Source organism: Pseudomonas sp. GW101-3H06 (assembly GCF_059424605.1).
The window spans coordinates 199293-212920 of record NZ_JBWKZO010000002.1 but is presented as its reverse complement, the minus strand read 5'-3'; the positions used below and the strand labels follow the sequence as shown (position 1 = coordinate 212920).

The following is a 13628-nucleotide window of genomic DNA, read 5'->3' as shown; positions in this document are numbered from 1 at the left end:
TGTAAATGTGACGCTGTTCATGCGGCGCATTCTACTCGTGGTTCAGGATGTTTCAAGATGGTTCATCACGATCTGACCCTGATTTAGTGTAAATGACGTCAATTTTTCGGACGGACGGTAGGAAAAACCTTATATTTCAGGGGAACTACTAAGGTTTTCCCTAAAAAAGGTACGGTTTTTGGATCCATAGCCCTTAAAGGCCACTATTGTGACGTCAAAATGATATTACTTAATCTGACACTGACATCAGGTAAATCTACCCCGGCTGAGATGAGAATTTCTGTTTTGATCTGAACCTATGAATAGGTGTAAATTGACCCGCCTATAAATGATAAATTTCCCTTTTGCGTACGCTGATCTACACCTAATCCTACGAAGTCTTACATCGTCGGAAGTGACACCAGGGTCGCAATAGTCGAGGACCGCTCACAAATGCAGTATTCACCTGAAGCCGTAACTCATGAGGCTTTCGTTAGTCGAGTGCAGGAGCTGATGAAGAGGAAGGATCTTTCAGCGACGAAGCTGGCTCATTTTATTGAGGAGGCGGAATCGACGGTGAAAAATATGCTCTATAAGGGAACATCTTGCCCTAGAGAACGATTGATCGTTCTTGCCCGAGCATTAGAAACAACAGTCGAGTATCTCAGCACTGGATCCGACGTACCTGAAACCGGAGATGCTGTATCTTTATTGGTACAAACCCCGGAAAACTTAGCTTATACGTTGAATTTCATACCACATGCTCCCGCTGAAGGTGGTGTGGATCCGGTGATGAAGACGCTGCCTATTCCACTTCGATTATTGTCTGAGTACGGTCTGACACCTGACAGAACGAGAGCGGTATCGGTAAATACTGACGCCATGGCAGGAGTAGTTGGCAGGAATGATATTGTGCTTGTAGACATAACAAGAAATTCACTTGACGAAGGTGTTTTTCTTATTGCAATGCGTAATTCAGTACTTATTCGTCAGGTTTCTCCTGTAATCACAGGTTTTGCACTTACCTCTACCAATCCAAATATCATGGGCACAACAGTATCGGTTACGCCGGAAACAGGCGACCTTAAGAGTCCCGATACAATTGTTATTGGGAAACTGGTTTGTAAAGTTTCGTTAAGCGCACTTTAATTCACAAATATTTCACATTTATAAAAAAAGGCCCGCAATAACTTGCGGGCCTTTTTTTATGTTGTTTTGGTCAAGTCGGCCGACCATCCGGGCGCTCGCCTTTTCCGAACAGCTCCCAGCGTTTCTGGCACGCTGGGCTGGGAAGGCTCTGCGTCAACGCTTACGACCCTTTCGGCAGGGAGGGCAGGGGCGTCAGGTCCGGCTGCGGTTTTACTGGATGCAGGTTGCAGATCGCTCTCTTGAGTCTGTGCTTCCACCAGCTTTTCTGGTGGGTTTGCGACAAGGTTGGGGACTCCTTCGTTAGAAATCATCCCCTTGTCGAGTGATGTAATGCCTGTATTAGCCGCGACCTTTTCAGGGGTTGTTACTGAAGGGCCAGCCTGAACCGAAGAACCTTGCCCTATGGGCGAATGCCCAGCCTCCATGCTTTTTTCAGCCATCAAGCCCATCTGAGCGAGATAGATGAGGCGTCGGGCCCTTCGCATTTTAGGTGTGGTCTGAAGGTCCTGGTACAGAAGCTTTGACTCCGCAGTGAGCTTCACAAGCGTTTTGAGGGTCGACTCGTCATCATCCATCTCACTCATCACCTACCCCTTACTGATGTTGCAGGAAGTAGCCATAGGCAACAGAGGCCACTGGGGCAACTGGCGCAGGAGGTGATAACACCTTAGAGCGTGGAAATACGTCCTTTGCAGCGTCAAGGTAGTACTCGCCGCCGCCCCCGCCGGACAGCACATAGTCAATTGCCTCGCCTTCGAGAAAGCGCATTTGCTGCTTCATGTTGAGAAGCGCTTTCGGTGCGACGACTGCGGATGCTCGCTGGATGTAGGGGGCAAGCTCAACGGCGTCACCATACAAGTAAACGTATTGCTTGCCGCTCTGCAGGGCGATTTCGATTTTGTCTCGCCCTGGACCGTTACCTCCGAAGTCTTTGGCAATTTCGGCGTTAACGGCATCAAGGAGTGCACTCATCGCATCCATAGAGGAGTCCGATGAATCCCGCACAATGTCCCCGCGGCGGAAAACTACCCAATCTACAGAGAAGAAGCCCGGATCGAGGACGAGAACGACAGACTCATCCAAAATTTCGGCGTCAGGATGGTATGCATAAATGTGGTTGAGAATGCCCACCGGTTGAGGCAGCACGGTGACTTTGTGCACGGTGATTTCGCGTTTAGGTGCGACCACGTGAGTTCCCGTGAGCTGCTTGGTCAGCCGCTCAACCAGGTCTGGGTTGCGTGATTGATTTACAGGTAGGCCAGTGATGAGGTGATCGATTTCAGTCCGGCCATCCTTGCAGGCGTCGCTGATGGATGCGTTAAACAGTGCTCTGTACAAGTCTGTCGCAGGGTAATCAGCATGAAGCTCTCGTTTTACCCCTGCCCGACCAGGGCTAACAAATCCAACCCATGGCACGTTATTGACGTGCACGAAGTGCTCACCTTCCTTAAGCGTCGAATTGCCATTGAGGCTGCTCATGGGGGCCGCTTGTGCTGGACGAACGACGACTTCGGGATCGTTATCGTCGGCATAGCCAGAAACGCGCTTGACGTTCGAGTATCCGATATCCAATCCCACGACAAATGGTTGGGTGCCTTTCTGTTTAGTGGCCATGGTGCTCCTTAGCGCCTTGCTTGGGTTAAATACTCTGAAAAGTCGTTATGGCAATCGGTCGACAATCGGTCGACGATCGACATCTCTCGATGGGTTTCAAAAAACGTTTACGCAATGACGTCGGCAATCCGGCAAACAACAAACGGTCTACAAACGTCCTACGTTCAAATCCTGCCATCGATTCCAGATATGCAACCCCCCAATTCGCCCCCATGGCTGGGAAGTCAAAAAATCGTTCGAAATGCACCGCCGACTTCTGAAAACCGGGTGGTTTGACCTTGGCCGCTTGGAATTCACGCACTGATCTGTATTTCCCTTATAAAAGAAATGACGATACGATTTGCTTACATTTTTATTTTATTCATTTGAATTTCCTTTATAAGGGAAATGTGATGAAGGAAATCGTAATAGTGCATGTACCTCCTTTCCCTTGTTGCTCGGCGCTGTTTGATGTCGACCCTAATAAGGGAAATGTGGGGAGCTGGATTTCTCTTATAAGGGTAGTGAAATGATCGAACCTATCACTGGCGCTGCTATTCGCGGTGAGCTGAGTGCCCGTTACCTGCCGATGATTAAGGAGTGCGATGCAATCCATGACCAGCTCAGAACCGAAGCGCTCCGGTTGAAAGATGCATTCATCCAGGACGCCAAGGACGAGGGCAAGCTTCTCTATCGGAGCGTTCAGGTGAAGACAAACAGGGAAGGCTCGGTGTCTATCGTATGGACGCGAATTATTTTTTCCGACAAGCCTGGAGGTGGTAAGAGGCAGCGGCAGGAGGTGATCAGAAAAGGGGATGGCTACACATACAATCCGAACGCGGTTATCAGAAAAGCGGACTATTGGCTTCAGCAGTTGTTTCACCAATACGAGCCAAAATTCGCAATGCTTCGGGAGGCTTTGGTCATGAACATGAAGGCGCGTAAGCAGCTGCTCGAGTTGCAGCGTAGGGTCAATGCCAACCCTCCTATCTAGGGTTGCATTTCGCTGACCTGTTGTAGGCTTTGGCCATCTCAAACCATAAGGAAACCATATGTCCAACGAAGGCGATGCTGGCACCCAAATCACCATAGGTCGTAACGAGTTAAACCTATGGGCAGACATTTACTGTGAAGCCAGGGTAAGCCGGATAACGAGCGTCCCTTTCGCGACGTTCATAGAAGAGCCGTACCGCTATCTGGAGGAGGCAGGTCAAGGCACCGCGCTAGAATGTCTGGAACACGGTCACCAGCCATTAATGCCGGCACAAGTCCACGCGAAGAAACGTATCGAGGAGGCGTGGGGTAAGACTGCACCTCAGCGGAACCACCTTGCTCTTGTGTTCAGCAAGAAGGACTGAGGTCGCAGCCCGAAGGGAAATGGACAGGGACAAGCAGCTTGCTGCTTGCAGTAGTGCGCAGCAGTTCCTGTCAGTAAACCAATTTCAAATCTGATATCCGGCACGAGAAAGCGGGGCTGATGTTTTTGCCGCGGCTTTCTGCTTCGGCCGACAGAATCGAACGTCCAAGCTTTACGGTACCTCGACCGTATTTGGCATTTATCAGATCCATTGCCCCCATTACTCTCTCCTCCGCGCCAGCGTCATATCCGAACATGTCCTGCTGGTGCATTTCCGTTGCTGACTGCAGCCCCATGAGCAGAATCCCCACCTTAGAAAAACGAACGCCAGGCCTGTAAATTGATCGTGCGGCTTGTCCGGCGCTGCGAGCGAAAACCCGAGCATCAGCCACCGGCTGAGAGAAAGGAACGGTCACCGTTTTAGCGTATGGTGCTTGCTTACTGTCAAAGGGGCTTGTTCGCGCATAGACCCGCATGGCGGATGCCACCGAACCTTGTTTCCTCAGTTTCGCCGAAGCCCGAGCGGCAAAATCCACCGTCGCAGCAACCAGCTCTTCCTCCGACTCAATTCTCGCAGTGAAGCTGCGGGAGACGTTGATCATGTCACGTACTCCGTCGTTTCCAGTCAGAGGGACGGCACAGATGCCATTGAGCTCTAGCTGGGTCCTCAGGACAGTGACAGGAAACTCTCGTTCAACAACGTGACGCGGGAGCTGAGCGAATTGCGCCGCGGTGTTTATCCCCATCAGACGGAGCTTCTCAGTTACGGATGGTCCAATTCCCCAAACCTCAGAGACGGGCGCAAGGTGGAGCATCATGAGCCGGTCTTCGGGTTGCATTAGGTTGACCAGCCCGGTTTTCGTCACACGCTTGGCAGCGTAGGAGGCGAGCTTTGCCAGGGTGGGAGTAGGACCAATTCCAGCGCCAGTACCAAGCCCGCACCATGCCAAGACCCTTGCGCGGATCTGCACAGCCACCTGGTGTAACTGGTCATCACTCATCCCATCGCATAAACAAAAAGCCTCGTCGAGTAGACGGTCAAGGCTGGCACAAGGGTCGCGATAGTGCGCATCATCCTTGAGGACAAGTCACCATAGAGGGGAAAGTTTGCGGAACAGATAACAAGTCCAGAGCGCCAATGTTCTTCCCGGACTAGATGTACTGGGGCGGACATCTTGATTCCGAGAGATTTGGCCTCAGGGCTACGAGCAATAACACAACCATCACCACTTCCAGCGACGACCACTGGTTTATTCCAGAGTTCTGGCCGCCAAACTCTTTCACAGGAGCAGTAAAAATTGTCGGCATCAATAAGTATGAACGCCTTCCGGTTCATATCGTGGATAGCTTATGCAGATTGAAAGTACAGACACCCCAGACCACTAAGCTTTCGATGTCTTTAATGACAATTGGAGAATAATTATTATTTTCAGGGCATAGGAGAACGCTACCGGCGCTAAAAATTAATCTCTTACAGATGAACTCACCCTCAAAGACAGCAACGATGATCGATCGGTTGACAGCCTTTTTGGATCTGTCGACGACAATGACGTCTCCCTCATAGATGCCCGCATCAATCATGGAGTCGCCGGCGCATCGCACCAGGTAGGTTGCCGGTGGGTTCGAGATGGCGAGTCCGTCTAGCGAGCTCATTTCCTCGATCAGATCCTCTGCAGGAGAGGGAAAGCCGCAACTCAGCGTCGACGTGAAGTAGGGGATTGTCGCGTCGGGAATTTCGAGGCGGACGCGCCCGAGGATGGCGATATCGTTCATATGGTGCCTGTATGAATGTACAGTATATAGGCGCAGCATACACTGAAGGGCACTCGCCACAAATTCCACGCGCCGAAAGGCGCTAGCGCAGGGAAAAAATGGCAAGGGAAACGACCCGCGAAGCGGTGCGAAGCCGATCGCTGAAAATCGGGATATCAACCTGATTAAGGGGTAAGTTACGTATGGTGATAGGTCGGACGACTATTGCCAGGCGCTAACCGTATTATTCGAACAGTGAACCTATAGCCTGCGGCAGCGTCACGAACAGACGCCAACGATCCCGAATCCGCGAGTCAAATTCGGACTACCAATCAAGGAGCCAAGGTGACAATCCGTTACGGACGCGGGACCAGTCCTGAAAGCGTTTTTCCTTCGACCCACCGAAAGGACTGCGTGCCCCGAGCTCGAAAGTCGGCATGGTATGTGAGGCGGCATGTGCGTGAAGAATGATGAACCGCTGAACTTGTTGCAATCGACGGTACCGGACGCCCTTGAGCGGGAAGTCCGAAATTTGTGTGATCTGAAAATCACGTTAGACAGGCTCTCCAAAGGTGGACCGAGCCAGGCTCTTCAGGATGACTGGATGGCCTCGGCACGCGGTAATACGTGTGCATATTGGCCAAGCGACTTTATGCGGCTGATTTTGCCTTTCTTGAATTGGGAGCAGGACCTGCAACAGCGGGCCTTGCGTGCTTACGTGGATCCTCGCTACGTCGTCGGCTCCAACATTGGGGGATTTCCTGAGGACGTCAGTGACAATGAGGTCTGGAAAAGGATCACCAAATACAAGAGTGACTTCTGCACACCGGATGATGTGCTGTATATCTGGTATCCCGCACTGGGGATTTTCTTTGCGCACGAAGGCAAGCACCGTGTCGCGTTGATGCGAAGGCACGAGCAGCCATCAATTGCTGCCTGGGTCAGTGAAGCAAAATACCCCGCCGCGGAGCGGATGATGATCGTCGCGCCCAGTGATGAAAGGGATGAGTGGGTCGTTGTGCTTGATCAGCGATATCTTCAAATACTAAAACGACCGCATGTCTCTACTCGATTTCTCAGCGCTTATGGCGTCAAAACATGCCAATGGAATTCCGTACCAGGACTGCCTAATGAGTTGATAGTCCGGAATGCAGTTTACGAGCGGCGCTTACACCGAGAGCAGAATACGACAGCGGAAGACGAGCGGACGCTAGACCTGATTGAGCTCAACGAGTCGATCAGACAACAGACCGCAGCCGGTGCGGAGGAAGTCGAGCGAGGAGTTGACGAGCTCACTCCTCTTCGGTTGAAGACCAAGCCGTTCTTCAGGTCTGTTGGTTGTGCTGCATTTGCAGGCGGGTTGGGTCTGCTCGCGGACAGCCCCGCAATCGCTCCTGGCGCTTGGCTGCTGCTCGGCAGTGCGGTTGGAATGCTTGCGAGTTTGGTGGTGATGCGTTTTGTGGGGCCGCGCAATTTGCGGGACGAAACCAAAGGTTGAAAGCCAACCGGCGCATCAGGTCGCCGGCGCCGATGCCTGGTGTGTTGTGGGTGCGTTCCAGTCAAGTCGCGAGGGTTGTAGCGCTCTGATACAGACATCTGTTCTTACCCCATAGTCAGTTAAGAGCGATAAGCGATCATAAACTGACTATGGGGTAAGCATGTCGTCCCGTTTGGACAAACATGGATCAACCGTGTGTGGCCGATTGTGGAAATGAGAGGCGGGTGCCAACGGCCAGCTTTGCAGCCTGTCCAATTACAGCTGATACACGGCCAAAATTTGAGCAGGCCTAGCTGGTGTACCGCGGGACTATGCAGACGTGTTTAGAAAGTTTTTATCGAACGCATCAACTGGTACCGCCAGTCCCCACCACTCAAGGGCCTTAGCACGAAACAGTTCCCAATCTTCTATTCTGGGCTGTCCGTGGGTGCAAAGGCGGCACTCGGAGGCGCCAGCCATCTGTTCGGTCACGGTGTTGTGAAGGTCGATGCCCATCCTCCCAAAGCGGCCAACCGTCGAACCATCGCTGGCATGTATCCACACGGCATTTCGAGAGGCGCTTAGCTGCAGTTCGTATTGGAGTTTCAAGTGCATGTCCAGGTTGAGCGTGGAAATTCCATTTGGTATCACGCGCGCATATTCGCAAGTCCCGCAGTGAACCGAAAGGTACAGTGCGTTTAGGCAATGGAGTCCTCGTGCTTACTCACCTGTGAGAGAGCTGGTTTGTCGCCCCCATTGCATATCCCAAATAGGGTGAGAGGATATTCTCAAGTTTGGTGAGCCCAGCTGACCGCCTACCCTGCGTTTCATGTAACCATTTGAAGGGGCGGTGCCAGCAAGCTGTAAAGGGAACCAAATTGTATCGGCGGCATTTGAGGCTGCCCTGGTGCGATAGGTACCGATTCCTCCAGCGTGAATGCGCAGGCAGAGGAGCTGCAGAACGTCGACGGCGAATACGCTGATCGGTTGCCGGTGCCTTAACACGTGCTTGTCCGAGATACCTAAGCTGCCACACCTCCCCAAGTTGTTTATGATCGTCCCCGTTACGCCTGGTCTATGAGTCGGGCATTCACATAGAGTGAGTCGGGGACGATTTTTCATGTTCAAGAAAAACCAAGGCCTTGGGCCCCTAATGAAGCTGATGCATTTGAGCTTCAATACAGACGTGCTCGACGAGTTCCGCGATCATTTCTACCGTTCCATTTCCGCCCAAGAGCAATCCCTCAGGGATTCCTATGGAGGTGTGTCCGCTAGTGATTTCGAGCACGAGCAGGATTTTGAGGGCTTTGTGTCATCTCTCGAGGATGACTACCACCAGGCTCAGGAGGTTAGAAGCCTCGGAGAGGAGCTTTCAATCGTCGGCCTTCACCGTTTGGTAGAAATCCAGATCAGCAAGGTTCTGAGGGGAACATTTCCAGGTCTAGCTCCCGCAAAAAAGCAGGACCTGATTGCAGGCAAGTCTGGGGTGATCGATTGCCCGAGTTTGGCTGGTTATGACGCAGCCAATGAGCTGCGGATGATTAACAACTGCGTCAAACACAACAGTTCAGTTGTCGATAAAAAATTGGCCACGGCCTTTCCTGCCTGGATCGAGCGCGAACCTCTTGAGGATCTCGGTACGCACTACTCACGACTCAAACCGCGGGTTATTGAGTACATCACGGCATTTGTGAACGAAGCTCATGCGAAAACGACTGCGTTCACCTCTGCGCCTGCAGCTGCATCTCCCTGAGGTGCCTAAGCGGGAGGGTAGGGCAGGAGGGGCGTGTCGTCCCGCGGGCAGAACCAATGTCCGGAAATGGATTCCAACACATGAAGGCGTCCCCAGTCGGTTATGGACGCCCAATTGAGAATGGGGGTTAGACATGTGCAGCCACTTTCACGCACCAGAACCACGGCAGTTGGCGATCGCATTCGGTGCGCAGCCTGAGGGCGACTACGTCACGGATCTCTGGCCTGGCTACACCAGGCGCGTTTGTACGACGTCACCCTCATGCCGACGCCCAGGATGACGCAGTGCCTCGCTACGAAGTATCGGCAGGCACTTTCGGTCTACTTCCTTTTTGGGCGAAGTCCGCATCGCTGGCTCGGTCCACGTATAACGCGCGCAGTGAGACCGCCGCGGAGAAACCATCGTTTAGAAACGCTTGGAAAAAAGGTCAGCGATGCATCATTCCAGCACAATGCATTTTCGAGACTGACTGGCGTACCGGAAAGGCTATCTCGACGCGGATCGCCCGCGCAGACGGCGAACTCATGGGGATTGCTGGACTCTGGGAGTGGAGGCGTCCGGAGGATCCAATGAAAGGAGAAGGCTGGAGTTGCTGGAGTTTCACGATGCTGACTGTGAACGCCTCCGGGCACCGGCTCATGGAAAATTTCCACAAACCAGGCGACGAAAAGCGGATGGTGACAATCCTTTCCCCCGCACAGTTTGACGAGTGGTTGGATGCGTCAGTCAGCAGCACGATGGGTTTTCTGAGTCAGTATCCGGCCGATCGATTGGTAGCAACCGCCGGCTAGGACACTCCTAATTGCGAACTTTGGGTGGAATGAACGGCTTGCCTGTTACTCGGGCTCGTTGGTGGTTAACTCTACGCCACCGTCCCACTCTGCCCGCACTTCGGCCCCGCAAGCGGAGCACGCTGTAGTCACCTCTGGCGAAGATTCAGGCAGGTGCAACTCCCCTGCATGGCCACATGCGGTGCAGCGGTACACGTACAGAACTAACGGGGTGTTGGAGGTCGGCATAATCGGAATGTCCTGCTTACTGCATCATGGTCAAAGATGTGCCCAGATTAATGGCGCAGCGGCCTTCCCTCAACGTGGGCGCGAAAACCGTCCCCCCAGATGTGACATAGCCCCGACTGGCGGGGCTAGTGCTGCAGTTGAATTTCGCCGGTGAGATCAGAGTGGCAGCTTTTGCTCTGCAACCATCACCGTGGCATTGAATTTCCTGCCGATCCGGAATGCGTCCCCCATTGTCGTGATGGCGTGCCCACGAAGATCAGTTGCCTTCTTGTCCTCAGCCAGGAATCGCATGGCTGAGGCTACGCGGTGCGCAAGCTTGCCAATTGCTTGGTTATACCGAGTGGCATCACGACCGAACCCCAGAGCCGCGTCCAGGGTGTCTCCGTGCAACAAGGCATCAGCAACCCATTCCCCGACGTCTTTCGCTGACTCGTGATCGTTCTCGCGATCCACTACCTTACCAAGCAGATAAAACAGAAAGTCATTGTCACGGTTTGCCGACCACCCATTGATGAACCGACACTCCATCTGGAATACATCGAATAATGAGTAGAGAGAGCCGTCCGACAGCATGGACAGCTCGGGGTAGTACGATCGCAGCTCTGCGAAGTCTTCCAGGCCGTACTCCGGAACCTCATCAGATGGGTCGTTCAGCGTTCCGATGCGCAGATCTGCCGTTTGAGTCCACATATCGTCAACTCGGTTTTGAGCGTGTGTAGCTGCACGGGCGATATCGTCACGCCAGTCCGTTTCCAATTCCTTCACACGATTGAACATCACCTCCGAGACCGGCTCAAATCCGGGCTCGTAGGTGATGCTACCCAACTCGGTGTAGAACCAGCTCGCCGGCTCCAAACCTTCACGGGTTACTGGTCGCGCCGGCAGCAGCGTCAGATCGAGGGGCTCACACAGCGTCATTGGCTGTCCACGATAGGTGAAATCACCGCTGCCAGGCTGAATGCCACCTACCAGAATATTGGCGAACGCAGCTTGCACGTCTTTTTCGTTCTGGTAAGACCCCGGCAGGTGGGCATTGAAAGGCCGATGACGGACCAGGAGACTATTCGCTGGCGCCCCCATCGGGGCAATGTCTCTACCAGCGACGGTTTTCATTTCGTAAGGAACTGGTACTACGCCCCAGGCCTCGACAGCCTCTTTGGCCGAAACGGTAGCCTCGTCGACCAAATTGCAGGCCAACTCGGCCACGGGCGTATCTGACTGATCGCTCTGGCGCTCTTTCACCAGCTGTACCAGTTTGTCGAATACGAAAACCAACCCATCTCTGACCAGGTATTTAGCGTTGGGTACGCCATCAATCACGCGCAGGGCTTCCTTCAGGTGATCGTTTTGGCCCCCAAAGTAGCTGCCCATCTCGTCGACGAACAATACCCGCGGTTGTTCAATTTTCGTGTTTTTGCCATCAGACATGATTTTTCCTTGTTACTTCAGGGCTTCGCCGGTGAGGTTGAAGTACTGGCTCGATAGCACCGCCATTTGTGTCCGCAACTCGGCAACTTCATCGTCGCTCAGATCGTTTCTGTATTCCGCCGCGACAGCCTGGTCACGGAGCGTTTCGAATTGTCCAGCGATGCGGTCGGCTTCGGTTTGTTGCTGATCGTTGTCCGGATCAGTTACGACCCAGCATTTAGCGCCGTTGTAGTCGTCGCCGCCTTCCGCAACAAAGACGTGGCCAGCGTCGTCAATGGCATACGCGCCAGGTCGTTCGTGACTCGCGTCACGCAATGAATTCTTCCAGCCGTAAACTGAACCTTGCCATACCAGTACTACGCCGCCATGGTGTTCTAGGTTGCCTGCTCGCCACCGGGTGGCTGTAGCGCGAAGCGCTTCGATAAGTTCGCTCATTGATCGTTTCCTGCTCGGTCCAGGGGAGCCCAAAGCACCCATCTTTAACGGGCTTAGCCCGCATTTGGTCCATTTCCTTGATTAATTGCGCGACTTGTCCTGGTCGGTGCGGCGACTCCAATTGGGGACAATGCCAGCGAGACGCCGAACAACGGTAAACGACGAATCAGAGTAACGCCGGCCGAGCTCAACAATTATGGCGGCCACGCCAACTTGAAGGATGCACAAGCCGGCCAGAAAGCTAATTGCACTTGCCGCGATGGTTTCAGCAAGAGAATCACCCTCATAGCCCAGCAGCCAATACAACACTAAGCCGGAGCCCAATGCCCCGCAGAATCCATACGACCAGAGAAACTCCTTGTGAGTCGGGCGCTTCATTGGAGATATGCTCCTTCTAACCTCTATGCCTGATCCTAGAGCTGACTCGGGTCTGTGAGGTCACCTCAAGCCGCTCGGTAGATGTAATCATCTCATGACGAGAAATGTTGCAAACCCGCAGTCTGTCCCCCCAAAAGGAGCAATTGGCAGTTCAAGAACAGTCCAGTTCTACAGCGTGCACAGGCATCTCGACTAGTAAAGGCGACTTCGTACACAGTGACCTCCTGATACGCACCGACTCACTGTATTCACGGCGAGTCGTGAGCATCCGTTTCAAGATTGATTTCAGACGCCGGTTTGTCCTCGCGCAACCCTAAAAAAACAGCGTGTCGAACCTTTCCCGCAGGGGTGATTTCGGTGTACTTCACCTCACAAACGAGCTGGGGTTGTACCCAAGCGACGGTAATTCCCTTGGCCAGTTTTGGCGGTACGGGTAGTGATGCGTCAGCTTGTTCAAGCGGCGTCAACGCTGTGCGCAGGTGTTTGAGCGTGCGGCTGTCAAAACCGGAGCGCACGCGACCGGCATAGACCAATTGCCCCCTGTCATTGTGCAGGCCGATCAGCAATGAGCCGATGCCACCCGCCGCACGGGTATAGCCAAGGATGATGAATTCCTGGCGTGGCGAACATTTTACTTTGACCCAATTTCCGTCGCGTTCGGAAGTGTAGGGACTACCCGCTCTTTTGCAGACGATACCCTCCATCTGCAAAGCACAAATGTTGTGCATCAGGTCGCGGGGGTCGACGTCCAAGGTGTGGGACAACCGCACACGTTCCAGGTCAACCCGGTTGAGTAATTTGCTCAGGCGCGACCGACGTTGCTCGATGGGCAATGAACGCAAGTCGCGGCCATTTTCAAACATCAGGTCAAAGGCAAACAGGCACAGCGAATCGGTTTTGCCGCTGCTGAACGCTGATTGCAAAGACGCAAACAGCGGTCGACCGTCTTCATCCTGAACGATGACTTCGCCATCGATCCACGCCGAGCGGACGGGCAACGCCAGCAGCTCCCTGGCAAGCAACGGCATACGTTCGGTCCAGTCAAAGCCATTTTTAGTGAACAGGGTGACGTGACCCTCATTGATACGCACCATCAGCCGGTAGCCATAAAATTTTATTTCATACAACCAGTCATCCCCAGATGGGGGACGGCTGGACATGGTTAGCAATTGCGGCTTGATACGCTCAGGGCAAGGCAAGACTTTGGATGAAGCCATCGCACTGACTCATTCGCGGGGGGGTATTAGTCTGTGGATTCCTAAGGTCGCCAAAAGGTCACGGAAATTTCAGCGGACGCTGAAAGGAGAT

The 13628-nt window shown here is 53.3% G+C and carries 12 protein-coding genes and 3 pseudogenes; 6 read left to right on the top strand and 9 right to left on the bottom strand.

Annotated features, from left to right (window positions below; all coding sequences use genetic code 11):
• Window positions 1-432: 432 nt before the first annotated feature.
• Entirely contained in the window at window positions 433-1128 is a 696-nt protein-coding gene (locus AC07ZE_RS30170) for a LexA family transcriptional regulator (RefSeq protein WP_125919911.1), read from the top strand.
• A 56-nt stretch (window positions 1129-1184) separates the two neighbouring features.
• On the opposite strand, the gene AC07ZE_RS30165 is transcribed toward AC07ZE_RS30170, so the two are convergent.
• Complete coding sequence (locus AC07ZE_RS30165; protein ID WP_057978494.1) at window positions 1185-1712, bottom strand: hypothetical protein; 528 nt, start codon at window positions 1710-1712, stop codon at window positions 1185-1187.
• Window positions 1713-1722: 10 nt separating this feature from the next.
• Window positions 1723-2742, bottom strand: coding sequence for a ParM/StbA family protein (locus AC07ZE_RS30160; protein ID WP_057978492.1), 1020 nt, complete (start codon window positions 2740-2742; stop codon window positions 1723-1725).
• Between the two features lie 508 nt (window positions 2743-3250).
• Between AC07ZE_RS30160 and mobI the strand changes: the two genes are divergently transcribed.
• Both mobI and AC07ZE_RS30150 read left to right on the top strand, forming a co-directional pair.
• Window positions 3251-3715, top strand: a complete 465-nt coding sequence (gene mobI, locus AC07ZE_RS30155) for a conjugative transfer protein MobI(A/C) (RefSeq protein ID WP_057978490.1) — start codon at window positions 3251-3253, stop codon at window positions 3713-3715.
• A gap of 58 nt (window positions 3716-3773) precedes the next feature.
• Window positions 3774-4079 carry a hypothetical protein gene (locus AC07ZE_RS30150; RefSeq protein WP_057978488.1) on the top strand — a complete coding sequence of 102 codons (306 nt, stop codon included), beginning with the start codon at window positions 3774-3776 and terminating at the stop codon, window positions 4077-4079.
• Window positions 4080-4149: 70 nt separating this feature from the next.
• Here AC07ZE_RS30150 and AC07ZE_RS30145 read toward each other — a convergent pair whose 3' ends face one another.
• The 3 genes and pseudogenes from AC07ZE_RS30145 to AC07ZE_RS30135 all read right to left on the bottom strand — a co-directional run bounded on the left by AC07ZE_RS30145 (window position 4150) and on the right by AC07ZE_RS30135 (window position 5851).
• Complete coding sequence (locus AC07ZE_RS30145) at window positions 4150-4680, bottom strand: DinB/UmuC family translesion DNA polymerase (protein WP_238347419.1); 531 nt, start codon at window positions 4678-4680, stop codon at window positions 4150-4152.
• Window positions 4681-4971: 291 nt separating this feature from the next.
• Window positions 4972-5414: pseudogene (locus AC07ZE_RS30140) on the bottom strand (Y-family DNA polymerase); the annotation flags it as partial.
• Entirely contained in the window at window positions 5411-5851 is a 441-nt protein-coding gene (locus tag AC07ZE_RS30135) for a LexA family protein (RefSeq protein WP_057978020.1), read from the bottom strand. The gene AC07ZE_RS30135 and the pseudogene AC07ZE_RS30140, both read right to left, overlap by 4 nt.
• 439 nt (window positions 5852-6290) lie before the next feature.
• On the opposite strand from AC07ZE_RS30135, the gene AC07ZE_RS30130 reads away from it, so the two are divergent.
• From AC07ZE_RS30130 to AC07ZE_RS30120, 3 genes and pseudogenes are all read left to right on the top strand, one after another.
• Window positions 6291-7328, top strand: coding sequence for a hypothetical protein (locus AC07ZE_RS30130; protein WP_125919905.1), 1038 nt, complete (start codon window positions 6291-6293; stop codon window positions 7326-7328).
• Between the two features lie 1099 nt (window positions 7329-8427).
• On the top strand, window positions 8428-9060 hold the full coding sequence (locus AC07ZE_RS30125) for a hypothetical protein (protein WP_057978015.1): 633 nt from the start codon (window positions 8428-8430) through the stop codon (window positions 9058-9060).
• Window positions 9061-9193: 133 nt separating this feature from the next.
• A pseudogene (locus tag AC07ZE_RS30120) lies at window positions 9194-9851 on the top strand (SOS response-associated peptidase).
• A 384-nt stretch (window positions 9852-10235) separates the two neighbouring features.
• Here AC07ZE_RS30120 and AC07ZE_RS30115 read toward each other — a convergent pair.
• From AC07ZE_RS30115 to ligD, 4 genes and pseudogenes are all read right to left on the bottom strand, one after another.
• Entirely contained in the window at window positions 10236-11507 is a 1272-nt protein-coding gene (locus tag AC07ZE_RS30115; protein ID WP_057978013.1) for a hypothetical protein, read from the bottom strand.
• Between the two features lie 192 nt (window positions 11508-11699).
• Window positions 11700-11942, bottom strand: a pseudogene (locus AC07ZE_RS30110) (antirestriction protein ArdR); the annotation flags it as partial.
• An 81-nt stretch (window positions 11943-12023) separates the two neighbouring features.
• Window positions 12024-12320 (bottom strand): hypothetical protein, encoded by a 297-nt coding sequence (locus AC07ZE_RS30105; protein WP_057978010.1) that lies wholly within the window; start codon window positions 12318-12320, stop codon window positions 12024-12026.
• A 248-nt stretch (window positions 12321-12568) separates the two neighbouring features.
• Window positions 12569-13537, bottom strand: a complete 969-nt coding sequence (ligD, locus tag AC07ZE_RS30100) for a non-homologous end-joining DNA ligase (protein WP_057978009.1) — start codon at window positions 13535-13537, stop codon at window positions 12569-12571.
• Window positions 13538-13628: the final 91 nt, after the last annotated feature.